Below are 22,840 nucleotides of genomic sequence, written 5' to 3'. Positions count from 1 at the left end.
TGCCCCTACCGCCGCCGCTGCCGGAGGCCGTCCACATCAACCCGCCCCGCCCCGAGGGCGAGGGCAGCAACTCCGACCTGGGAGAACACGCGGCATAGAACGTCTCAACTGATTTGACAGCTTCCGCATCACCCCGCAGGGCCATGCGCCATAGGCGCTATGAGGCAGCGCCTCCACCCGCCACCGCGCCGGATAGATCACGCCTCCCTGGCCCAGGCCGCTACGCTCCGTTCTCCGCGAGACCGCAGGCCTGACCCTCCCGCTCTTCACCATCCGGGAACGGCTGCCGTACTCCTGCGCCATTATCGCCATGATCCTGCTAGCAAAGGCCCTCGGCCTTCTCGCTTGAAGCGACCTCAACAGTGGCGGGTCTAGCCCAAGACCTGGACTTGCCACAACGTGTTCGAGGAACACGACAGGATGATGTCCGGCCGACAGCTGCAAGAACGTGGACGAGCGTGTCGCTTGCCTCGACCTGGGCGTCGGTGATGGTGGGATCAGTAGCGGCGCGGATGAGGCGCAGCAGGGTAATACGGCTGAAGGCCACCGCCAGGTGTCGGGCCAGCCGCGCCCCGCCCCTTCCACCCAGGGCCATGCCGACACAGGTGCGCAGGCGACTCAACAGGTTGGTGCGCTGGGCGTGCGGTTGGGTGAGGCCGGGGACCTGCTCGGCGAATGTGCGCTTGGCGCAGCCGGGATCGTCGCAGAAGAACCGGCGCACCCGCAGGTGCACCAGCACGACCTGGCCCGAGACCGCCGAGTAAGGGATGAGCCCCGCGGGTGCGGGGACGACAGGTCTTCGGCGGAGCCAGGACGAGAACTCTTGGGAAGATCCCCGCGGGTGCGGGGACGACCCACCCGGCGCACGCTCACGGGCGCCAACCGGAGGAAGATCCCCGCGGGTGCGGGGACGACTGCTTCGGATCGGTGACAGCGGGCGTGTGGGGAGGAAGATCCCCGCGGGTGCGGGGACGACACTCGCCAGAACCGCAGCGGCGGCCGGTCCGGCGGAAGATCCCCGTGGGTGCGGGGACGACTCGCGGTACTCCCTGGTGAGCCCTTGCCAGTCCGGAAGATCCCCGCGGGTGCGGGGACGACTCCTTCTGAGCGGCGGTGAGCTGGTCGGCGAGCGGAAGATCCCCGCGGGTGCGGGGACGACCTCTTCCGGATTCGACTCTGGAACCGGCGTCGTGGAAGATCCCCGCGGGTGCGGGGACGACGCCCAGGGCGGCCTTGTAGCCGCGGCAGGTGAGGGAAGATCCCCGCGGGTGCGGGGACGACGCCGCGCACAAAGCGCTCGACGACCTCGACGAAGGAAGATCCCCGCGGGTGCGGGGACGACAGCGCGGGCCGACGTTCAACGGCGACATACACGGGAAGATCCCCGCGGGTGCGGGGACGACGAGCTTCCAGTCCAACGACGACTCCGCGCTGGGGGAAGATCCCCGCGGGTGCGGGGACGACACTTGTTGACCAGGTGTTTTATCGGCGCGGGCGAGCCATGAGCATTACTCCGTCGAAGTCCACTGGTTTCCATCGGTCACGACCGGCGGTACGGACTGCCCATCCTTGTTCGTTGTTGGCGGGTTCGGCCATGACGGCTTGTCCGTCTCCAATTCGTTCGGCCAGCAGCCTCCATAGTCGGTCCCTGACGCGTCGTGCGGGTGTACCTACGAACACTCCTGGCGCGGTCTCGACCATCCACCGTGTCAGGTGTCCCCGTAGTCCTTCGGGGGCGGCGATGAGAACGACCACTGTCACTGCTCGCTCCCATTGACGGCGGTTGACCGTGCTGCGGTAGTGGGCTCAGGTCCGATGACAGAGAGGAAGCCGCTCTCGTCGAAGATGTCGTCTCCCCAGTTCACGCCGCTTGCGACCGTTCCCTGCTTTTCATCCCATAGCTCGCTGAGGTCGCGGTCGATGAGTTCTTCGTCTTCGGGAAGCAGCAATTCTTTGATGTCGGAGATGATCTGTGGGAGAAGCTTTCCTTCTGCCACCCGATCCCGGAGCGACAGGCGGGCATCGCGCTCGCTAGTGCGTCCTTGGGCGCTGAGATCGAACGCCAAGGGGATCGTGTAGTCGGCCTTGTACAAGTCAGCGATGTCCAGCACGAAGGAGACCGCAGATCCGGTGTGGACGAAGCCGAGCGCTGGGTTGGCGCCGATACCGGTGATCACCGCGTGGCAGATCCCGTATAGGGCCGAATTGGCGGCTGACAGGACCCGGTTGACGTCGTCTCCGGCCTCATGAGGTTGACCTGGTTTATATTCCCTACGCTCCCATGAGACACCGGTGCGTTGGGAGTGCGCTCGATAGAGCTTGCGGACCCTGGCGCCCTCACGGCCGCGCAGTTGCTGCATGGTAAGTCGGCTGACATCTTCGTCGGGGAAGCGCATGCCGTACATGCGGCGCGCCACGTTCAGGCGTTCTTTGGGGCGGGTGACCAGCCAGGCCTGGCGCAGCACCAGTTGGGAGCCGCGGCTCGGCCCAATTCCGGCGGCATACATCCGTACCCCGCGTTCGCCGACCCAGCACACGCTGGTGCCCGAGTCGGCCAGCAGTGCGATCGCCGCGTTCGTCATGCGGGTTCCCGGGCCGACGAGCATGACCGCGACGAACGCGGCCGGGACCCTGACCGTACGCTCTTTGTTGACCAGGACGACGGCGTTGTCGTCGCGGTCGATGTGGCAGCGCTCCACATAGATGCTGGAGATTCGGTCTTCCAGCCGGTACAGGTCTTGGGGCGCTGCCTTCCACCACGGTTCAGCCATGCCGCCTCGCTTCTGAAAGAGGGGCCAGGGTCAGCAGTCCGCATCCGTAGCGTTTGGAGGGGCCAAGCCCGTGCAGGAGGGTCGTGTGCAGCGCACAGGTGTCAGTGATGCGCAAGCGCCCCTCAAACGTCGCCGTGCTGATAGTGATCGAGGGCTTGCCACTGCCGTCGCGTCGTTTATGGAAGCGCAGGACCTCGCGTGAGGCTAGACGGACATCCGGGGCCGGGGCGCCTTGGGAGAGCATGCCGGGAGCCGGCGTCTGGGTCATGCGGGCTTCGGGAATTGTGAATCCCGATTTCTCCGCGCGTTTGAGCAGCCATGCCAACTGGTGTTGGGCGGTACGGTGGCCGACACGGAAACCGCGGCGTTCCTTGGGGGAGACGGCAGTTTCGATGGCCGCGTGCTGCTGCCGTGACGGACGCAGCGGTTCTTTGGTGTTCTGCACAGGGTTAGCGGTGAGACGGAAGGCGAATTCGCGGCCTACTGCCAGTTGGGCCAGCAGAGGCGAGTAGTCCCGGACCAGGGAGTGCTCACCGTCGGCGTCGGGCCATCCGGCTCGCTCGACGATGTGACTCCAGTCAGGTCTGCTGTGCGTCAGCACCAGAAGGTGGGGTCGGTGCGGGTCAGGCGCGTCCAGCCGCCACAGCACGGCTTCGTCTGTGCTGCGGTCGGGAAGTCCGTTGAGAACTTCTATCTTCATTTTGTGGGGGTTGGTGAGCAGGGCCTGGGCTCCACTGCGACGCGGGTTGATCCGGATACGTGACAGATAGGGCATGGTGTCACCAGCCAAGAAGAGCGAACGGGTCGTGGTTGTCGTCCTGGGTGTGGCCGACCGCGCTGGTTTGCCGATCGTGGGGCGCCGTTAGGCCGGTGGGGACACTGATCCAGGTGTGCCGGATTTGGCGTGCAGTCCTGGCGCGTGCCCCAGGGGCGAAGGACGTGGGTACGTCATCGGCCGTGTCTTCCCCCGTCTCGTCGTCGATCGTCACGGACAGGTCAACGACTTCGGGATGCCGGGCGCGGTGGCGGTAGGCGTCGCGGGCGTGTTCGCCTGCTTGCCACGGCACCGCGCGTAGCGTCTCCTCCAAGCCCTGATGCGGGTTCAGATCCGAAGGTGAGGCCAGGTAGACCGGTTTGCTGGGCACGCACGAGCGCCGTCCCAACGCCAACGGGAAGGCGGGGTTGCGGATCGCATGAGCGAGGGTATCGAGGAGGCCGACCGGTCCTTGGACCGCCGCGACGAACACCGCGTCCTGCAGGTAGTAGCGCTGGGTCACGTATGTGGGCTTGGCCGGGGAAGTCGCCTTCTGGATGCCTTTGGCGTTGACCTGCGCTGACAGCAGAGGGTTTCCGCGGTAGTCGCTGGCGGTGTGGTAGTCGCGCAGCAGGCTTCCGGCATGGTCGACGCGCACCGCCAGTTTGAGTCCGGCCAGGTCGGAGATATCAGCGTCGCGAGGCCGTCCGTGCGCTGCGGCGAGCAGGCCCACGACTCCGGACTTGGTCGGCCGGGGCTGGGTGTCGCGCCGGTTGAACTCAGAGCTCGCACCCCAGGACTGCAGGGGACCGGCGAGGCGCAGGAGCAGAGTGGACTGTTCTTCGCTCACTGGATGCTCCTGGTGTCCAACCACCCCGAGACGGCGCTCTCCACCCGTTGGAGGAGTTCAGGGAAGGCGAGGGAAGCCCCGAAGGCGTCACTGGCCTTGTCGGGTCCTTCTTCCAAGGGGGCATAGGTCGCCAGGGTCAGCGCCGGCGCCATCCCCCAGGTGGTGGCCACTGCACGGAACTCCTCGGCGAGTTTCCCCATGGACTGCTCGGCGATGCCGGACCGGCTCAAAACGGGCTTTTCGAAGGCTGAGGCGAGGTTGACCGGTTGATCGGTGCGCAAGCACAGCAGGACGAGCTGGGGGACGGTGCGGTGGGCGAAGGAGTTCTGGTGGCCAGTGGGCATGGACAGGGCGAACGATTCCACGAACCGCTTGGCCGTATGAGCGGTCTCCGTGTCGTCGGAGAGGTTGTCACGCAGCTGGTGGATGCCCACGGTGGCGTAGCGGTAGAGCGTCGCCGCATTGAACTCGACGGTGCCGATCATTCCGGCGCCGGTCTCTTCATCGGGGTTCTCGTCGTCGACGGCCGTGTAGTAGTCGAATTCGGTCTCCACAGGGTGGGTGGACAGCGCATGCGCCACCTGGGTGGCGGCATCGACGTTCAGCCGAGGGATGTCGGCGACCATGCGGCCGAACAGGGCGACCTCGGCCGGGTGCCCCGTGGTCAAGACCGCCTCAACGTTTATCTCTTTGACCGCCTCCTTGAGGGCCTGGTCATCGAGTTCGGCCAGCTCATCGGCCCGGCCGTCCATGAGATCAACGATCCCGTCCAGCTGGGCCTTGCCGAAGAAGAGCAAGTAGGCGGACTTATCCTCGTTCTTCTGTGACTTCTTGATCCCCAAGGGCTCCACGAGAGCTGCGGCCAAGCGCTGGCTTTTCTCCTTGTCCAGGCCGGTCCGCTCTGTGAGTCGCCCTGTGAGCAGTTCGATGATCTTTTTGGTTCGTGTGGCCCGATCGGCGTAGGGCACGGACTCCGCAAAGTGGACGCGGGTGGCCCGCTTCCATGCCTGAGACGAGACGCGTGCCCGCCGCACCCCGCCGAAGGCGGCGTGCTTGGGGGTTCCAGCGTCGTCCCGGTTCAGGTTGGACGGTGGGACGGTCTGCAAGATGCTGACGTCCAGGTACAGGCGTTCGCTCATGGGGGGTGACTCCTTGGCTTCGGATTGGGGGTGGCTAAGCAGCGCTGTCCGAGGAAGCGCCCTCTTGGCGTTTGTGCCGGTTGTGGTATTGGCCGCCCCAGCGCTGCCGGATCCGGTCGCGTGATTCGGGGTAGTGCCAGCCGCGGACGTCCTGGTGGAGGCGCGTGTAGTCCAGCGGCTGCCCCGCATTGCTCAGCAGCGTGATCAGCCCGCGCAGATGTCCGATGAGCTCGGTGGGGCTGGTAGCGGTCGCAACCATGGTGATGCGCCGGTCGACGGCCTCACTGCTGTACTTCTCGGAGTTGCGCAGCGCCAGCCCGGCATCCCCGACCCCTATGCCGGGCCGGTGCATCCGAGCAGACTGCGACTGCTGATGCAGGCCGAACAGGCTCAAAGCCACGTGTTCGGCGACAAGTTCCGGACGCAGTTCCCCCTCGCGGTTGAGGGTGGTGTAGTAGCGCCACATCTCGGGAACGGCACCTGCGGTGCGTCCCAGTCCTCGTCGCAGCGCCGCCAAATCGGCGCCGGCCTGACGGTCATCAGGGGTGAACTTCTCCCAGAACCAGCGTCGTTGCGTCGGTGGAGTCGGTGGGGACATCTCGCTTCGCTTTCTTGTGTGCGTGTTCATGCCGCATCGCGGCGGCGCTCCTCGGCTTGGCCGGGCAGGATCGTGTAGAGGGCGGCGCGGAAGGACTGTGCGGCCGTTGCGCCGTTGTAGATGCGCTTGTCCACCTCTCGCCCGGCGAAGGTGGTCGGGGAAGCAGCGGCGAGCAGCCGTTGGGCGTGCTGCTCGGCGATCTCCCAGACGGCGGCCTCCCACGCGGCCATGCCGGCTTCGAGTTGCTCGTCATCGTCGGCGTGCCGTTGGATGCCGGCCAGCATCCGCCGCACCAACGGGTCGAGGGCGTGCAGCAGGGTCTCGCCAGCATGGTTCCCCTTGTCCCAGGGCAGCGGGTCACCACCGCTGGCCCGACGCAGGTCGGCGTGCAGCCGGTCGATCGCACGAGCCAGGGCATCGGCCTGCTCCGCCACATCGCGCACCATTTCGCGGGTGGCGTCGTCGGCCACCAACGCGCTTTGCGGCAGTGGGAGGCAATCAGCGATGACGTTCTCCACGACCGCCGACTGGTTGCCATAGACCATTCCCACCGCGGCGACGCGCAGCGGATACCCCGCAGGCAGTGCTCCGTCAACTTGGAGTTCACCGATGCCGCGCAGCAGGACGCTGGTCACCTCGGTGTACTCGGCACCGTGGTCGCCCTCGGTGGGCAAATTGACGGCCAGCAGCGCTTCCAGCCCTTGCCAAATCGCGCGTCCTTGCCGATGGCGACGGGGACGCCATTGATGCTGGCCCTTGCGGGGTCTGGCCGTCCAGTTCCACGCGGTGTGAGGCTCGATCTGCGGGATGCGGCTGAGCCGATCCCCCGCGCACAGCACAACCCGGGTGACGCGGATCCCGTCGGGGGTGTCCTCAGGGATCAATCGGATACGGCGCGACTGCCAGGTCAGCAGATCGAGCAATCCCAACTCGGGACGGGTGCCCCACTGCGGCGACGCCGCATCGGTCTTTCCTCCTCCGTCCTCACCGCTTCGCCACTGCGGGCGGTCACCTTGCTGCTTCGAGGTCTCACACGGAGGAAGGTTGAGCAGCAGCGTCTCATACAGCGTGGTGCCCAGCGGGACGATGACCCCCAGCTGACCCAGAGGGCCGGTGGGATTGCCGGTGGTCTTGCCCTTACTGACTGCCCCGTCGCCATCGGCACCGGTCTTGATGGCCGCGGTGTCCCAGCAGTGGGCGTGCAGCAGCCACCATGCCGCTTCTGCTGGACGCAGCGCGACGGGGTCCCCCTCGGTGACACTGGAGAAAAGCGGAACATTGTTGCCCGAGGCGATGGAGGGGATCAGCAGCGCGGCGGTTCTCGTTTCTCCGTTCGCGGGCGCCAGCCCTGAGACCTGCGCGAAGGGACGCTGCTCAGAGAACAAGTCGAAGCGTTGCACGTGTCCATCGAGATAGGCGCTGATCTTTGCCTTCTGCTCTTCAGTGAAGCATCCTGCTTCAAACAAGCACTTCCACTCCTCAGAAGAGCGTGGGCGACCAACCGCATCGATGATCACCGGAAGCAGCACTTGGCGCAGAACCGCCGGCAGCAGCGTCGGCGCGGGAAAAACCGCATCAGCGAAAAGTTCGGATTCCAGTAGCGCCTTCCGAAGGGAAACCTCTTCGACTCCTCCTGAGCGAAGCTTTAAGGGGATCCATCTGTCCTTAACCAGGTTGTGCACGGCACGTCCTTCATTCGAACAAGAAGAGCTCTCGACCCGGAAGAACCCTAGCGGCGTTCAAGGCCAGGATGTCAATAAATCTCGAAATATCTGGTAGTTGACAGGTGCGTCGATTAGTTCGTCTTTCGGACGATCAGACCGAGCTCCGAGTCATAGCCCACCCGGTAATCCCCCAGATGAGCCCAGCCGTCCTCCTCCAAAACCATGGCGGGAAAGTGCCGCAGCCAGGGATCATCACGCCACCCATCCAAGGGCGCCAACTCACGGGCGGCCTCGGTCAACTGGGCCGGGAGCCGGGTCAGCCCGCCAAGCACTGCTTCCCGTGCATACTCGGTCGCCTCCGCATGCACGCCGATCGGCTCTCCGGACAAGGCGGTGTAGCCTCCCGATACCCGGCGAACGATCACGGCCTCCAGCGAGGATTGCCCGTCACGCACGAGCGCCTGCAGATCCTGTTCCTCTCGGGCGCTGATGCCAGTGAAATGCAACCCTTCCAATGTCGGCTTGGACCACTCATCGCGACGCGCAAGCAGGAAGGGCTCTGCCGCGGCGGCGCGGTTCTGCTCTTGTTCCCGCCACTCCTGGTACGCCTTGTGCTCTTCGTCGCGTATGCCGGGTACGCACAGCGCATCATCGCCGTACCCTGCCGCAACTAGCTCAGGCACCTGGGCGGGGATCAACCACCCGCCGTCTCCCGCCTTCAGCTCGCTCGTCGCCTTCCTTGTCGTCTCTACGGCCTCTTCCACCAGCGCAGCAGTACGCAGCAGCAGGTAGCGCCCGTAGATGGCCTCGGAGGCCGGATGCACTCGCAGGGGCGAAGCGCTGGGAACAGCCCCGGTCACCAGAACACGAGGACGACGTAGATGCTCGGGGCGCCAAATCCCCTCATGGCGGTGCAGTCGGCCGATTCGCTGTAGCAGCAAGTCGATGGGAGCTAGATCAGTAACCAGCAGATCAGCGTCAACGTCGAAGGACTGCTCAGCGACCTGAGTGGCCACGATGATCATTCGCTCCGGGCGCTGGGCTCCGGGCCCGAGCGTCGCGACACATGCACTGGTGCGCTCGGCTCGATGCGCCGCGCACAGACGGCCGTGCAGCAGATGCACCTGGCTGGGAAAGGACGCCTCCAGATGCTGGTAGACGCTCTGCGCCCGGTCGACCTTGTTCAGAATCACCAGGGCCACACCGCCATCGGTTACCTCCCGCCGGACGCGATCGGCCACCACATCGCCCTCGTCTGAGACGTCTTCGAGCCATTGGACCTCGACCTGTTGGGAGCGGCGCCACGTCCCGGTGCTGCGGCAGATGTAGGCGGCACGCCCTTCAACCGCGTAGGCAGCGGTGATCGAGGGGTACCCCTCTGGTGTGGGAATGTGATCGAGAGGGACGTCCTCCTGCGGCAGTGCTCCATGTAGATAGGCATCAACGAGCGCGCGGCGCTGAGGAGGCGGCAACGTCGCTGACAGCAGGATGACCGGGACCCGGGCCTGTCCCAGCCAGCGAAGCGCCTCGGTGAGGAACTGGCTCATGTACACATCTGCCGCGTGAACCTCGTCGAGGATCACCACCTTGCCCGCTAAGCCAGCGAAGCGCAGCATCACATGGCGCGTGCGCGTGGCAGCGAACAGTAACTGGTCGATAGTGCCCACGGCGAATGCGGTGAGCAGCCCGCGATTGCGCCCCAAGAACCACAACGCCGGGCCGGACCGTTCTGAAACAACGGCTCCCCCAAGCCCGTAGGTGTCCTCCATCCCGAACTCATCGCAGTCCACCCCCTCAAAGGGAGCATCCGGTGAACCATCGCGCGCTGACCACAGCTCTTTCCACTCCGGGTGGAACATCTTCTTGCCATGCAGCAGCGCCACCTGCGCCACCAACTCTTCGTCGAAACCGGCGACCCACCTGCATACCTGGGAATAGATCGGGTCGCTGGTCGCCTGGGTCGGCATACCGATGAACACCCCGTCGCTTCCAAACCGGGCCGCCATCACCTCCGCCCCCGCCAGCGCACCCTTCGTCTTGCCTTCCCCCATCGGGGCCTCCACCAAGACCAGCCCCGGCTCGGGCATCTGCCGGACTACGTCGACCAACGTCTTTTGGAACGGCCGCGACCGGTCACCGAAACGGTGACGCACCAAATCCTCAGCCGGCGGTTCCTCAAGCGGGCCCCACCCGCCGCGCAGCCGTAGTGACTTGACAGCAGCGGATGCCCGGCGCTTGGCGCCGGCCGGACTGACATCGGCAATCGCGTCGATGCCGGTAAAGCGCCCAGGTCGACTATCGCTGGCGATCCAGTCCGCCATCACAATCAGCGCGGACAGTGTCAGCTGCTCGGCTCTGGAGGGCACGACATGTGGCTGAACCTGGCGCAGGTGCTCGTATCCCATGACCCTGGTGACCACGTCGAGCAGCGCACGCTGCACCGTCGGCCACCCTCCGCGCCCTTGGTGCTCGCCCGTGGCTTCCACGCTGCCAAGAACCGCCTTGGATGGAAACGCCCTGTGGTGTCCGGCCACCAACGGCCAGACCCACTCTGTATGTTTGCCGTCCCATTCGGCACCGAGGACGGCATGCAGGAGCTTCCCGCCGGCTTTGTCGTGCCGCCACCGCTTGCGCCGCAGTCGACGATCGACCCACGTCAGGCCAGCCGCTCGTACCAGGGCAGCGCCTTCTGCGTCGACCGACTGGAACGCCGGGCACGCTTTGCCACAGTCATGCACAGCGCACAACCACATGAAAAATCGACGTCCCTGACCATCGGAAATGTGGTTCAACAGGCGCTTAGTCTGCTGCGGGAGGTAGAAATCCCACAGCTGACCGGCGACGGCAGCAGTATCGAGAAGATGACTGACGAGCAGATTGATCTGCCCTCCACCGACCTTTCTGGATTTACCCCACAAGGCGCCCAACTGGGCACAAATCTCCTGGCTCAAGCCCAGCTCGGTAAACACGCTGGTCAACGACTCGTCCGCCAACGGATCGCGTACACGCATCAAGCCGTTCCTCTCAACAAAGGGCCAGAAAGATTGAGCGCTGAACGGGTGAAATCGGCACCCTGTCACGGCCATACGACAAGCGTGGACGCCGAAACACCCGTAGTTGGCGTGCTACTCTGCCTAACCTCCCGGGCGCTTCGCAACCGAATGAAATCCCCACTTCTGGCGACCAAAACCGCAGCTCAGCAAGTGTCGTCCCCGCACCCGCGGGGGTCTTCCTCTCCGCGCGTTCTACAACTGGCTCGTGCGCGAGTCGTCCCCGCACCCGCGGGGGTCTTCCTCGGTGGTCGTGGGGCACACGCGGTCGTATAGGGTCGTCCCCGCACCCGCGGGGGTCTTCCGCGTTCCAGGAGCTGGGGGAGCCGCCGGTGCTCGTCGTCCCCGCACCCGCGGGGGTCTTCCTCAGGCCGCGGCGGCCAAGGGCTTGGCGGACCGGTCGTCCCCGCACCCGCGGGGGTCTTCCGGCGATCAAACGTATGGAGGGGCCCGACGCTGAGTCGTCCCCGCACCCGCGGGGGTCTTCCGGCCTTCGCGCCCGAACGCGGCCCGCACCTGCCGTCGTCCCCGCACCCGCGGGGGTCTTCCGAGAGTTCTCTCTTTCTGGCCCCCGCGGGACTTGTCGTCCCCGCACCCGCGGGGGTCTTCCGCCAGCTCGACCACACGCAAGGCCTCATTGGTCGTCGTCCCCGCACCCGCGGGGGTCTTCCTGCCGCTGTACGAGCATCGCCGCGGCGGACAGGGTCGTCCCCGCACCCGCGGGGGTCTTCCGTGGCCCGAGAGGGGTACGAGCGGGTGCGGCTGGTCGTCCCCGCACCCGCGGGGGTCTTCCCCGTGCCGGTGTGCTGGTGGAGCTGTGGCCGATGTCGTCCCCGCACCCGCGGGGGTCTTCCGCCCACCGCTACGACGGAATCGTGCGCCGCATCGTCGTCCCCGCACCCGCGGGGGTCTTCCAGTCCCGGACGAGCCATCAATCGCACCCTGAACGTCGTCCCCGCACCCGCGGGGGTCTTCCGACCCGTGGGCCGCCTGAGCCCCACCACGATAAGTCGTCCCCGCACCCGCGGGGGTCTTCCTGCCGTGGTACGGGATCGGTCCCACGCCTCCGGGTCGTCCCCGCACCCGCGGGGGTCTTCCGGTCAGCGGGCTTCTCTCGGGCACAGTCCGCTAGTCGTCCCCGCACCCGCGGGGGTCTTCCTCGCTGGAGTCTCCCGACGTGATCCCGGAAAACGTCGTCCCCGCACCCGCGGGGGTCTTCCCGCCCTGGTGGTTGGCGACATGTCCCGCTTGCGGTCGTCCCCGCACCCGCGGGGGTCTTCCCACCGGGTGCGCTCGTCGCACACCCCGCACCACGGTCGTCCCCGCACCCGCGGGGGTCTTCCTGCCACCTAGACACGACGAACTACTGGTCAGGAGTCGTCCCCGCACCCGCGGGGGTCTTCCTGCCACACCTACCCTGTTCCATGCACCCGATCGGTGTCGTCCCCGCACCCGCGGGGGTCTTCCTTGCGGCAGCGCTCCCAACGCGCGAGCCTGACCGTCGTCCCCGCACCCGCGGGGGTCTTCCCTCGCCCCTGCAGAGCGCGGGCAGACACCGGCCGTCGTCCCCGCACCCGCGGGGGTCTTCCCTGGCCTTGGATGCCTTGCACGACGCCCGTATCGTCGTCCCCGCACCCGCGGGGGTCTTCCCGCGGTGGCGCCCGCAGGCCCGCCCCAGGCACGGTCGTCCCCGCACCCGCGGGGGTCTTCCGGACGTGGTCCGCGTTGCCGTCGGTCATGGTCCGTCGTCCCCGCACCCGCGGGGGTCTTCCCTAAAGACAAAAGAGGCGGAGAAGACCCCAGAAGTCGTCCCCGCACCCGCGGGGGTCTTCCGCTGCGCCTTACGGCGCACCGCGCTTGTACCGAGTCGTCCCCGCACCCGCGGGGGTCTTCCCTCCTCCGGCGGGAAGGACTCCCAGGCCACGCTGTCGTCCCCGCACCCGCGGGGGTCTTCCTTCGAGACGCCCGGCACGACCCTGAGCGGCACGGTCGTCCCCGCACCCGCGGGGGTCTTCCGGGCGCCGCGTAGTCCTCGGCGGAGTCGACGACGTCGTCCCCGCACCCGCGGGGGTCTTCCGGAGATCCAGCGGGTCGGCTCCTGCGACCGCTGGTCGTCCCCGCACCCGCGGGGGTCTTCCCCTCACGACCTGCGAAAAGGGGTAGATGTCGATGTCGTCCCCGCACCCGCGGGGGTCTTCCCCGCCACACCGGGTAGGAGGTCGCGTCTCCGGTGTCGTCCCCGCACCCGCGGGGGTCTTTCGTGGAGATCGCCCTCCCCTGTGCCGGTGGCTAGATTGGTGCCGGCCCGGCGTCGGACACGCGGGGCCGGACGGACGGGAGGGGCCAGCGCGGGGGCACGGCGTGGCATCCACATCCCGTGCGCCCGGCGCATACGGATGTCGCCCGGGGGACATCCGTATGCGCCGGGCGCGGGTGGTCTCAGGAGTGCTCGTCCCTGAGAGGAAGAAGATCGAAGAGGATGGCCTCGAACTCTGCCGCGTTCGGCTTCTTATCGGTTAGCAGCGAGTGCAAAAGCAGGCCGTCAATCGCGCCGGCGACGATTCGGGCTCGGACCGGGTCGTCGGTGTAACAGCGGGCGAAGGCCGACACGGCTCCAAGCCAGCCATCCGTCGCCGAGCGCAGGTGCGGCTGGCGGGCCGCGAGAAGGAACAGCTCGTACTCGGCGAGTAGCCGTCCCGGCTCCTTGGCCACCTCCGATAGGAGGAGGGCGAGCTCGCGCCGCCGGTCTCCTTCGGAGGAGAGCTGACGCATACGCTCGGAGTCCTCCTCCATGACTGTGGTCAGTGCAGCCGTGAGGAGATCGCCCAGGCCGGTGAAGTAGTAGGTCGTGGCCGAGGTCGGCAAGCCCGCCTCCCGGGATACCGTCCGATGGCTGACGCCCGCGACCCCTTCCCGCTCGATCACTCGGAGGGTCGCTTCGATGAGAGCGCGCCGCCGACGCAGGCCCTTAGCTCTCCGCCCGTCGGTGGTGGGTTGATTCACTACTCCTCCGGATCTGACCGAGTCACTGCCACGGGCCGCCGCGTACCTGTGCGTAAGTGAAGTTCTACCCGACGGTGCTGTCGTCCCGCGCGGCAGGCTCCTCGGCGATGGACCCGGCTTCGGTCCGCTCCACCTGAGCGTTCCGCGTCGCACGCCCCAGCATCCGCATGGACACCGCGACGATGGAGACGGTAAGGGCGCCAGCAGCGACGGTGACGGTGAACCCGCCGAGCGTTCCGGCTTGCTCGACAGCGATGCCCGCGGTGAAGGTGCCGACAGCGGTGCCGATGGTCAGGCCGGTCAATGCCCAGGTCATCCCCTCAGTCAGGGAGGACGCTGGAACGGTTTTCTCGATCAGTGTCATAACCAGGATCATGGTGGGGGCGAAGAACACTCCCGCGAAGAAGACCGCCACAGACAAGGCCCAGATGTTGCTGACGACGAGGAACGGCAGTGTCGTCAGTCCCGTCCCGACCGTCGCCGCGAGAAGGGCGCGGTGGGGTTTCCACGGAAGGTTTAGTGCTCCGAAGACCAGGCCGGAGATCGCCGACCCCAGCGCGTAGGACGAAAGCACGATCCCTGTGGCGCTGGGGACCCCGAGGGACTCGGCAAAGGCGACCGCGACGACGTCGACGGCACCCACGATGATCCCTCCAGCCAACAGCGTTAGGGCCAGGACCACCAACGGCCCGCTACGCAGCAGGATCGTCCCGCGCGAGCCGCTATCCAGCGGTCGTACCGGCGGTTCGGTCGAGCGCTGGGCGACGAACAGAAGGACGCCGACGGTGAGGAAGGCTGCCGAGGCCAGCGGACCGGCCTGAGCGAAGGCCATCGTGCTCAGCACCACTGACAGGGCCGGCCCGCTGATGAAGGTGAGCTCGTCCGCCACTGACTCGAACGAGTAGGCCGTGTGCAGCTGGGGGGATTCGCGGTACAGCTCGGTCCAGCGCGCCCGGGCCATGGCCGACATGCTCGGCATGCACCCGGCGGGGATCGCGAACAGGAAGTACGTCCACAGGGGGAGGCCGAACTGGACGCAGAGCAGGAGCAGGCACAGGCTGGCGACGCTGACGCCCGCGGCCAGGGGGAGAACACGACGCTGTCCGTACCGGTCGGTAAGGCGAGAGACCTGCGGCGTGATCAGCGCCATTGAGAAGGTGAAGGTGGCTGCGACAGCACCGGCCAGAGCGTAGTTGCCTTCGGTGATCGACAGCATCGTGATGATGCCGATGTTGGTCATGGCCACGGGCATGCGCCCGAGGAGGCCGGCCACGGTGAACCCTTTGGCCCCCGGGGCGGCGAATATCTGTGCGTAGGGGTTGGGCATAGCTGACTCCTCGCAGTGGCGGGGAAGACGGTCGACCATCAGAAAAAATGGGACGACTGTCCCAATAGTATGTAGAATCCTGCACGCCCATACAAGGTCACTGGTTGTGACATAGACCACTGAGAATCCTGGCGGTGTCAATATGCCTGGTCGGGCTGGCTCCCCTGGGCAATCCGCCGCCACTCTGGGGAAGTCACGCACGATGAACGTCCGATCACCCGATCTTGGATCCATGCTGATTGTCGGGCCGCGGCCTACCCGATGGGGTGATCCCAGTGATTTTCAGGTGAAGCGACCATTCCCGAAAACGAGTGATTCCTGCGCGATGCAGGGTAATGGCGCAGCATCGGCATGGATTCGTGGAAGCGGGTCAGGGCGCGGGTGCCGGGCGGGCGATCCCGGCAGCCAAGAGCTTGGACACGAAGAGGACAGCTTCCCTGGGAACGTCGAGGAGGGCACGCTAGGTATCCAAGTGGAGCCTTTCGCGGTACCGCCGCGCAGTTTCGTCACCTCGCCTTCTACCGCGGGCTCCACGTCTATGTTCGGGGAACGGGTACTCCTGCCCGCCTGTCGCTTGTGTGTACTTCGCCGCCTTCCCCGCGAGAGAAATTCGCTGGAATCACCTCAGTAACGACCACGTCGCACTACCGATCGATCAATCTTCAACCGTCCAGAACAGGAAGACCACATGGACGCCCAGACCGCCGTCGAGCTTGTCGGCAAGTACATCTCGATCTGGAACACCGCAGCAAACCGGTCCCGGCAAGCCCTCATCGACTGCACCTTCAGCCCGGACGCCGTGTACGTCGATCCCAACATCACTGCGACCGGCACCACCGAGATCGGCAAGTACATCGGCGACGCGTCATGGAACTTCGTCGACATGCACTTCACCCACGGCACCGTCTTAACGCACCATGATCTCGTACATTTCACGTGGCAGGTCGGCCCGATCGGTGGCCCGCCGGCCGTAAGTGGCTACGACGTCGCCCTAATTGAAGGCGGCAGCATCACCCGGCTGTACGGTTTCTTCAACGGCCACTGACTGCGAGTCCGTGCAGCACCGGAGTGCGTCCCCATCCCGTCGCTGCGGACGGCGTTGATCACCCCTGGAGCACGTGACCGTACAGCCCCACCACAGCACCTAACCGATGCCGTGCGCATTGTCGAACCGCGCTCCGCGAGCAGACTGGCGGACAGGGACGGTAAACACAACGGCTCTGTCCCCATTTCGGTGGTGACCTAAGGCATCGTCCTGTTACGCTCGGCTATGCGTGACGTCAAGGAGCTCTTGCAGATCGTCTTCTCCGGCCACTCTCCCCTGGTCATCGAGAACGTCGAAAGCGAGAGAACGGTGATCCGGCTTCGCGCCCGCACCCCCGAGGAACCGGCCCCCTGCCCGATGTGCGGCACCCACTCCACGAAGGTGCACGCCTTTCACGAGCGCACTGTGGCCGACATGCCCGCGGCGTACTCGTCGTCCGGGTGCGCCGCCGGGTGTGCCCGACCCCCAGATGCCGACGCCAGACCTTCCGAGAACAGGTGCCCGGTGTCCTGGCCCGCTACCAGCGGCGCACACCCACGCTGGCGGCCCAGGTCGGTGCTGTGGTGCGGGAGCTGGTCGGCAGAGCCAGCACAAGGGTGCTGTCGGCTCTGGCCACACGGATCTCGAAGAACACCGCGCTGCGGGCGCTGATGCGCCTGCCCCTACCGGGGCGCACCGCACCACGCGTGCTGGGAGTGGACGACGTCGCCCTGCGCAAAATTATCTTGAGTTGATCGCTGACATAGGGCTGTGACCTGCGTCGTCTCGTCGGAGACGGTGTCGTCGACGAGACGACGAGGCGGTCGTGGGGCCGTGTCAGCAGGGTCCGATCGTGATCGAAGATTGTCGTGGGTCGGCAGCGGCTCCGTCTGTGGTGGTCAGCCCGGCTGCGCGGAGTTGGCCGAGGGCCTGGGCGAGTTGGCCGCGAAGTCGCTGGTTGTCGTTGGTGAGGTTGCTGTTCTGTGCGAGGGCGATTTCGAGGCGTCGGGAGAGGGAGGCTTCGGTGCCTCGCTGGCGTGCGGGTGTTTTCGGCGGCTGTGCCCGACGGTCGAGGGACCGGAGTCGTTCGATCTCGGCCCGGATGTCGGGCTGGGTGTAGAGCCAGGAACGCGAGACGTTCGCGTGTCGGGCGACGCTCTCGAAGGTCACCGGTGTTCCTGCGGTGTCGAGTTCGTGCAGGGACTTGAGGGTTTTAGCGCGGGTCAGCTCGTGGCGCCGGTGGGCCGAGATCACGAGGTGTGCGCTGTTGTCAGCCCGCATCGGCCGCCTCCACATCGTCGTCCTGGCCAAGAGCGGTGATGATGCGATCGAGATTGCCCAGGACCTGGCGGTTCATCTCGATGAGCCGTTGTTGCCCGCGGGCCTCGGCGGCAGAGATGATCTGCAGCAGTTCCTTCCGCTGCTGGCGGTGCTGGGGCAGGAAGTCCGTCGTGGTTACGAACATCGGGCAGGTCAGGCAGGCATTTGCGTGAGGACAGGTCTTGACTACCGGCAGGCTGCAGTAGCCGTTGGGCAGGGCCTGTGTGGCGCGTCCGACGCGTTGTTTGGCCCAGGCGGCTTCGGCGAGCGGGCCGTCTGGGTCGAGGGTGACCTTCTCGCCGAGATATTGACCTTGCGCGCTTTCTCCCAGTGCCGGCGGACCGTGGTGTCGTGGAGACGTGCGTAGTGGGCGGTCATCTCGTGTGAGTCGTGATCGAGGATCCTGCGTACGACTTCCTGGGGAACGTCGCGGTTGATCAGTCTCGTGCCCAGCGTGTGCCGCCATTGATGTGGCGTCAGGTGGACGGGCTGGCCGTTGGCGTCGCGGATATCGCAGCGTTCCAGCCAGGGGCTGAGCACTTGGCGGTAGGTGTCACCGCGCATCGGAACCTGCCCGTGGAGATTCTTCAGCTTCCTGGGGAAGAGGACCCGGACGCCTGCGGGCCAGCGTTCGAGGAGTCGTCGTTGTTGGTCCCGGATGTCGTGTTCGAGTTCTTCGTCGATCGGGACCAGGGCCTCGCGTTTCATCTTGTAGTTGAGGTAGCGCAGGTAGGGGGCGCCCTCGGCGTCATGGACCAGGCAGTCGAACGGCAGTCGGCACGCGTCTTTGAGGCGGAGTCCGCAGCACATCAGGATGACGGTGATCAGCCGGAAGACAGGGTCCTGCCACCGGTCGAGGTTGGCGGGATCTTCGACCTGTGCCATGACGTGCTCGGCCAGGGCCTGGGGAGGCGCTTGGCCTGACGCGGGACATCCTCGGTGAACAGGACAGCGTCCGCGTGCAGCGAGGCGTCCCAGTGGTGCCGGCGGATGCCCGTCAGGAAGATGCCCAGCTGGCCGACCATGCGTTGGTGGTGTTCACCGCGGCCCAGAGCCTGCAGCTCGGCGAGGTAACGCTCCAGCACGTTGCGGTGGACGTCGGCCAAGCCCTCGATACTGAGTTCGGGCCGCGCGAGGAACGCGGCGAACCGGTTGAGAGCGCGAATGCCATTGCTGATTTGCTCGACACTGATCCCGCTGGCCAGACGCCATCGCGCCCAGCCCGCACGCCGCTTTCGTGCAGGAGCGCGAACAGGAACCGGTCCCGCAGCCGACCACAGGCGTCCAGGACGCTCTGGGGCTCGGCTGCCGTCAGGACGCGGGGCAGCTTCTTGGGGGCCTTCAACTTGATCGTCCGACGTGCGACAGGTCGGCCCGCGCTGACGTGGTGCAAGAACGGCTTCCATGAGCTGGGGCGCCGCCCTGTCGGCTGCCATGTGATCAGCAGCTCGCCCAGGTCGACGCCGTTTCGGGCAGCGTGCTCGTGGAACGCCGAAAGCGCGGAGAGCTTCCGGTTCACCGTCGGTTCCGTGCAGTGCGCTTCGGCCGAGCCCAAGACGACGACGTCGTCGTTGCGCAGTCGCGGCGGCCGACGCAGCCACGCCACGAAGTCGCCGAGGTCTTCCAGCCTCACCTCACGCCAGTCCAGGCCGTGCTGCGCCAGGAAGCCGAAGTAGTCCTTAAGGTCGTGCGCGTAGGCCTTGATGGTGTTGGGCGATCGTTCGATGTCGGTGAGATAGGACAAATACCGCTCAACCGGACCGATCGGCACATCGTCCTCGCCGAGGACCGTCCACGATTCCTGTCGTGTCACTGGCGACACGACTCGCTGAACGAACATGGAACCTCCGTGAATCTGCGTCATGGACGGCAGTAGATAACCACCTCCACCACGCAGATCACCGAGCCCTGGAGTCCCTTGAACAACATGAAGGACGCCCTCCGGGCGGCTCCAGATAACTTTGCGCAGGGCGAAGTCGTCGACCCCGAGGACGCGGACGGGGCAGTGCTTCGAGTCGGGCAGCGCGCGGATGAGGCGCAGCAGGGTGTCTTTCCCGGTGTCGGCGGCCTGGTGGTGGGTCAGGCGGGCGCCGGGCCGACCGCCCAGGGCCAGGGCGAGGGTTTACCGGGTCTGGCGCAGCAGCGGGGTGGTGCGCGCGTATGGGCTGGTCAGGCCAGGTATCTGTTCGGCGAAGGTGCGCTTGGCGCATTCGGTGTGGTCGCAGAAGAAGCGGCGCACCTCCAGGTGGATCAGCGTCTGTCTCCCGGAGACGGGGGTGTCGGCCAGCTGGCGTGTGTAGCGGCTGTGCACGTGCCGGGAGGAGTTCCCACAGGCGGGGCAGTCGGCTTCGCGGGTACGGGTCGCGGCCCGGAGCCGCAGCGTGTTTCCCGCGCATGCCACCTCGGCGACCTCGAGCTCGGCGAGGTGGGGGAAGAGCAGTGCGATGAGGGAGGAGAACGACACACCGCATCATTACGGTCACACCCGCTGCGCCGCAGAGGTTTCGCGAAAACTGCGACTGAGCCAGTATGTCCTGGCCGCTGTCAGTGATTATTTGCGACTTTACGTTGCGCTTGTTCGAGAGAGTCGTAGGGTCTTCGGTTGAGCTCAACAAAGCCCCAGGCAGCGACTGTTTCCAGTCTCTTCCTGGGGCTTCGTGTATTCCTTGTAAAATCTTGAGCCTCAGTCAGAGGGCGGACTGGTGACAGGGCGAAGCGCCGAAGAATTCGCCTGCGTTTCGGTAGTGGTTCCCCACAGCGGGTAGGTTGCGAAAGCCAGCCAGACCTTTTCGCGGCCTGCGCGGAAGGTGACAGAGGTGCCCGCCTCGACCCAGATCATTTCACCGGGTCCCGCTGTGGCGGAGCTGTCCTTAGAGTCGACCGTGAACTTTCCGGCCAGCACGATGATTGCCTCGTCGTAGCTCGGGCTCCACGTCATCGAGGCTTCGGGGAGGAAGCAGGCGAAGCCGCCGCCCATAGATTTCGAGTTCTCTTCGGTCAGGACATCGCCGATGAAGACCTCGGCGTCGCCGAACTGGATCCAGTGCGCGTTGTCACTGGTGTATTTGCTGATGGTCATCGCGCTCTCAGTCCATGTGTGGGATGCGGCGTTGATGTGGGATCGGGTGGCGTCGATTCAGAGCATCGGGGTGATCTTCTCGTCCACTCCGAGCAGCGCCTTGCCGTAGACTTCCTTGCCGATGGACGGTTGGATTACCGCATGTCGAGCGGCCACGCTGGCGTCACGCCAGATCCGCTGCAGGGGATTGGATTCGGCGAACGCGGCCGATCCGTGGACGTGGAGCAGGAGATTGATCGCCGCGCCGATGTTCTCCACGACGTGGCCGAGGTCCGCGCGGAGTCGGGCGCGGGTGAGGTGGTCAGGGAGCTGCCCGTGGGCCGCTCCCTGGTCGATTGTGTCGGCGACGCGGTAGGCGTGCAGATGTGCTGTGTCGATCTTCAGCGCGGCTTCGGCGACATCAACCTGGAAGGCCGTCGAGTCGCTCTGCCTTTCGTAAAAGGTAAAGGCGATCGCCTTGTCCGATGCCTTACTGGTAACGAATTCTAGAGCGGCCCTGCCCAGACCGAGCTGCGGTCCGATCACCACGGTCGAGACGAAAGGCGCGAAGGCGGAGCGGTACAGGGAATGCTCGTCGTGTTCGGTCGGGTGCGTGCCGTCGATCAGGGGTGGGACCGAGATTATGCGGTGATCGGGGATGAAAATGTCCTTCGCCACCAGGCAGTTGCTGCCGGTCGCGCTCATGCCCGCCACGAACCAAGTTTCCTCGACGGTGTAGTCGGAGGCCGGGACCAGTGCTAGCCCCTGGTCGATCACCTCACCGGAGGAAGCGGTGATGGGGACACCCACCACCGCCCAGTCGGCGTGCCAGGATCCGGAGTTGTAGTACCAGCGGCCCGACACCCTGAGCCCGCCGTCGACCCGACGCGTCTCAGCGGTGGGCGCTACGACTCCCGAAACGATCGTGTCGCGGGTCGCGCCGAACACATCGTCCTGGGCCTTCTGCGGGAAAAGACTGGCCATCCACGCGCAGGAATTGCACACCGACACGAGCCACGAACTCGCTCCGTCGCCTTCGGCGAGTGTCGAGGTCACGTCGAGAAAGGTGCGTAGCGAAACTTCGTATCCGCCGTACCGGTGGGGGGTGAGGAGTCTGAACATCCCCGAGTCGGTAAGAGCCTTGAGGGATTCTTCAGCCAGGCAACGGTGCTGTTCGCTCTCCGCCGCGTGGCGTGCGAGCATGGGGACGATCTCGCGAGCTCTCGCCACAAGCTCTGCCCCCTCCGAGGAAGTGGGGCTGACGGTCGGGTAAGGGACGGTCATGGATTTCCCTCTCAGTGGGTGAACGCCGCGATCTGGTCGGTGATCGCACGCGTCCCACGGACAAATGCGGAATGCGTACCAAAGGTTCGATTGCCGTAGATCAGCGGTGCGGCTGTGGTGCTTTCTGCATGGAGCGCTAGCCCGAGGAGCAGCAGATGGTCTCCGCCGGGAACAACCCGGTGGACCCGGCACACGGCCCAGCTCACCGCACATGCCAGCCGGGGCAGCCCTTGGTCTTGGCGCCACGGGGCGCGGTGGAACCTGTCCGCCCGTGATGTGGAGAAGGCCCGCGCGATGTCCTCCTGCCCAGAGCTGAGGACGTTGACGCCGAACCAGTGGGTCCTCTGGATTTTGTCGAGCAGATTCGATCGACGGTCTAGGGCGATGCTGACGATCGGAGGGCGCAGGGAGACTGACGTGAATGAGCTGACGGTCGCACCGTGTGGGATTTCGTCGTGCATCGCCGTCACGACCGTGACAGGAGCGCAGACGTTGGCCATCAGATCTCGGAATGCTTTTTCTGATAACATTCTCGCTCCCACGGGCCGTCGCGGAATTGGAAGAATGGAAAATCCATATCAACGGTCGTTGCGGATTCCGAGAAAGCGAAAACGTTGCGGCGAAGCGGTTTCTCCGTACGGCCGGGATCAGAGATTCCATTTATTGGATTGATCGTGGTCCTTGAATCGTAGCGGGCCGCAGCGGTATTAACCAGAGGATGGGGGCACGACTACCCGAATACGCAGCGGGCGGCACACATGGACTACTTGAATCAGCGGGCGCGACTGAGGCGGTGCGTATTGGCTCGGTACGACTAGATGTGACCGTCGAGTGGTTCTTGGGCAGGAGGGCCGGAGCACATGGCAGGTAGGAGAGGCCACTGTCCTCGTGCGACGGGTCAACGACGGAGGAGGACGCGAACTAGGGGGCTTATGTAGTCCGAGCGTGCCAGGATGTCTGAGCCTGGCCGAGATCGGCACCGCGTCGTGGAACGGCCG

Annotated in this window: 21 protein-coding genes and 2 CRISPR repeat arrays; of the genes, 2 read left to right on the top strand and 19 right to left on the bottom strand. The window is 65.8% G+C overall.

Going from position 1 to position 22,840, the window contains the following annotated elements; translation table 11 throughout:
- Positions 1-319 precede the first annotated feature (319 nt).
- The 11 genes from ABD259_RS20320 to ABD259_RS20270 form a co-directional block, all read right to left on the bottom strand.
- Positions 320-739 (bottom strand): hypothetical protein, encoded by a 420-nt coding sequence (locus tag ABD259_RS20320; RefSeq protein ID WP_344164568.1) that lies wholly within the window; start codon positions 737-739, stop codon positions 320-322.
- A gap of 26 nt (positions 740-765) precedes the next feature.
- Positions 766-1,464: direct repeats of the CRISPR family, unit length 28 nt; unit sequence GGAAGATCCCCGCGGGTGCGGGGACGAC.
- Between the two features lie 18 nt (positions 1,465-1,482).
- Complete coding sequence (gene cas2e / locus ABD259_RS20315; RefSeq protein WP_344164574.1) at positions 1,483-1,755, bottom strand: type I-E CRISPR-associated endoribonuclease Cas2e; 273 nt, start codon at positions 1,753-1,755, stop codon at positions 1,483-1,485.
- A 2-nt stretch (positions 1,756-1,757) separates the two neighbouring features.
- On the bottom strand, positions 1,758-2,771 hold the full coding sequence (gene cas1e, locus ABD259_RS20310; protein WP_344109497.1) for a type I-E CRISPR-associated endonuclease Cas1e: 1,014 nt from the start codon (positions 2,769-2,771) through the stop codon (positions 1,758-1,760).
- The gene (cas6e, locus tag ABD259_RS20305; RefSeq protein WP_344109499.1) at positions 2,764-3,546 is read right to left on the bottom strand and encodes a type I-E CRISPR-associated protein Cas6/Cse3/CasE; all 783 of its coding nucleotides are present in this window, start codon (positions 3,544-3,546) and stop codon (positions 2,764-2,766) included. Before cas6e ends, cas1e begins: the two co-directional genes overlap by 8 nt.
- A 4-nt stretch (positions 3,547-3,550) precedes the next feature.
- Positions 3,551-4,375 (bottom strand): type I-E CRISPR-associated protein Cas5/CasD, encoded by an 825-nt coding sequence (cas5e, locus tag ABD259_RS20300; RefSeq protein WP_344164565.1) that lies wholly within the window; start codon positions 4,373-4,375, stop codon positions 3,551-3,553.
- Positions 4,372-5,514, bottom strand: a complete 1,143-nt coding sequence (gene cas7e / locus ABD259_RS20295) for a type I-E CRISPR-associated protein Cas7/Cse4/CasC (RefSeq protein ID WP_344109503.1) — start codon at positions 5,512-5,514, stop codon at positions 4,372-4,374. The genes cas5e and cas7e overlap by 4 nt, the downstream gene beginning before the upstream one ends.
- Before the next feature lie 34 nt (positions 5,515-5,548).
- Positions 5,549-6,112 (bottom strand): type I-E CRISPR-associated protein Cse2/CasB, encoded by a 564-nt coding sequence (casB, locus tag ABD259_RS20290; protein ID WP_344109505.1) that lies wholly within the window; start codon positions 6,110-6,112, stop codon positions 5,549-5,551.
- 26 nt (positions 6,113-6,138) lie between these two features.
- A complete protein-coding gene (gene casA, locus ABD259_RS20285; protein ID WP_344109507.1) occupies positions 6,139-7,794 on the bottom strand; it encodes a type I-E CRISPR-associated protein Cse1/CasA in 1,656 nt (551 codons plus the stop codon).
- Between the two features lie 113 nt (positions 7,795-7,907).
- Positions 7,908-10,862 carry a CRISPR-associated helicase Cas3' gene (cas3, locus tag ABD259_RS20280; RefSeq protein WP_344164562.1) on the bottom strand — a complete coding sequence of 985 codons (2,955 nt, stop codon included), beginning with the start codon at positions 10,860-10,862 and terminating at the stop codon, positions 7,908-7,910.
- Positions 10,863-10,981: 119 nt separating this feature from the next.
- A CRISPR array of direct repeats spans positions 10,982-13,086; the repeat unit is 28 nt; unit sequence GTCGTCCCCGCACCCGCGGGGGTCTTCC.
- A 179-nt stretch (positions 13,087-13,265) separates the two neighbouring features.
- Positions 13,266-13,751 (bottom strand): TetR/AcrR family transcriptional regulator, encoded by a 486-nt coding sequence (locus ABD259_RS20275; protein ID WP_344109618.1) that lies wholly within the window; start codon positions 13,749-13,751, stop codon positions 13,266-13,268.
- Positions 13,752-13,893: 142 nt separating this feature from the next.
- Complete coding sequence (locus ABD259_RS20270) at positions 13,894-15,156, bottom strand: MFS transporter (protein WP_344164559.1); 1,263 nt, start codon at positions 15,154-15,156, stop codon at positions 13,894-13,896.
- 688 nt (positions 15,157-15,844) lie between these two features.
- On the opposite strand from ABD259_RS20270, the gene ABD259_RS20265 reads away from it, so the two are divergent.
- Positions 15,845-16,201, top strand: coding sequence for a nuclear transport factor 2 family protein (locus ABD259_RS20265; protein ID WP_344109614.1), 357 nt, complete (start codon positions 15,845-15,847; stop codon positions 16,199-16,201).
- A gap of 497 nt (positions 16,202-16,698) precedes the next feature.
- A complete protein-coding gene (locus ABD259_RS20260; protein WP_344164556.1) occupies positions 16,699-16,935 on the top strand; it encodes a hypothetical protein in 237 nt (78 codons plus the stop codon).
- 82 nt (positions 16,936-17,017) lie between these two features.
- On the opposite strand, the gene ABD259_RS20255 is transcribed toward ABD259_RS20260, so the two are convergent.
- The 8 genes from ABD259_RS20255 to ABD259_RS20220 form a co-directional block, all read right to left on the bottom strand.
- Positions 17,018-17,461, bottom strand: coding sequence for a DUF6262 family protein (locus tag ABD259_RS20255; RefSeq protein WP_344108942.1), 444 nt, complete (start codon positions 17,459-17,461; stop codon positions 17,018-17,020).
- A complete protein-coding gene (locus ABD259_RS20250) occupies positions 17,451-17,645 on the bottom strand; it encodes a hypothetical protein (protein ID WP_344108940.1) in 195 nt (64 codons plus the stop codon). Before ABD259_RS20250 ends, ABD259_RS20255 begins: the two co-directional genes overlap by 11 nt.
- A gap of 41 nt (positions 17,646-17,686) precedes the next feature.
- The gene (locus tag ABD259_RS20245) at positions 17,687-18,385 is read right to left on the bottom strand and encodes a tyrosine-type recombinase/integrase (RefSeq protein ID WP_344164553.1); all 699 of its coding nucleotides are present in this window, start codon (positions 18,383-18,385) and stop codon (positions 17,687-17,689) included.
- Between the two features lie 112 nt (positions 18,386-18,497).
- A complete protein-coding gene (locus tag ABD259_RS20240; RefSeq protein ID WP_344164550.1) occupies positions 18,498-19,340 on the bottom strand; it encodes a tyrosine-type recombinase/integrase in 843 nt (280 codons plus the stop codon).
- 282 nt (positions 19,341-19,622) lie between these two features.
- A complete protein-coding gene (locus tag ABD259_RS20235) occupies positions 19,623-19,964 on the bottom strand; it encodes a transposase family protein (protein ID WP_344108934.1) in 342 nt (113 codons plus the stop codon).
- A 219-nt stretch (positions 19,965-20,183) separates the two neighbouring features.
- Positions 20,184-20,579 (bottom strand): hypothetical protein, encoded by a 396-nt coding sequence (locus ABD259_RS20230; RefSeq protein ID WP_344108932.1) that lies wholly within the window; start codon positions 20,577-20,579, stop codon positions 20,184-20,186.
- Positions 20,580-20,636: 57 nt separating this feature from the next.
- On the bottom strand, positions 20,637-21,788 hold the full coding sequence (locus tag ABD259_RS20225; protein WP_344164547.1) for an acyl-CoA dehydrogenase family protein: 1,152 nt from the start codon (positions 21,786-21,788) through the stop codon (positions 20,637-20,639).
- A gap of 65 nt (positions 21,789-21,853) precedes the next feature.
- Positions 21,854-22,372, bottom strand: coding sequence for a flavin reductase family protein (locus ABD259_RS20220; RefSeq protein ID WP_344164545.1), 519 nt, complete (start codon positions 22,370-22,372; stop codon positions 21,854-21,856).
- Positions 22,373-22,840 lie beyond the last annotated feature (468 nt).

The sequence above is a fragment of the Nocardiopsis rhodophaea genome (genome assembly GCF_039530945.1).
Taxonomy (GTDB): Bacteria; Actinomycetota; Actinomycetes; order Streptosporangiales; family Streptosporangiaceae; genus Nocardiopsis_C; species Nocardiopsis_C rhodophaea.
This window is presented reverse-complemented; position numbering and strand designations above follow the sequence as displayed.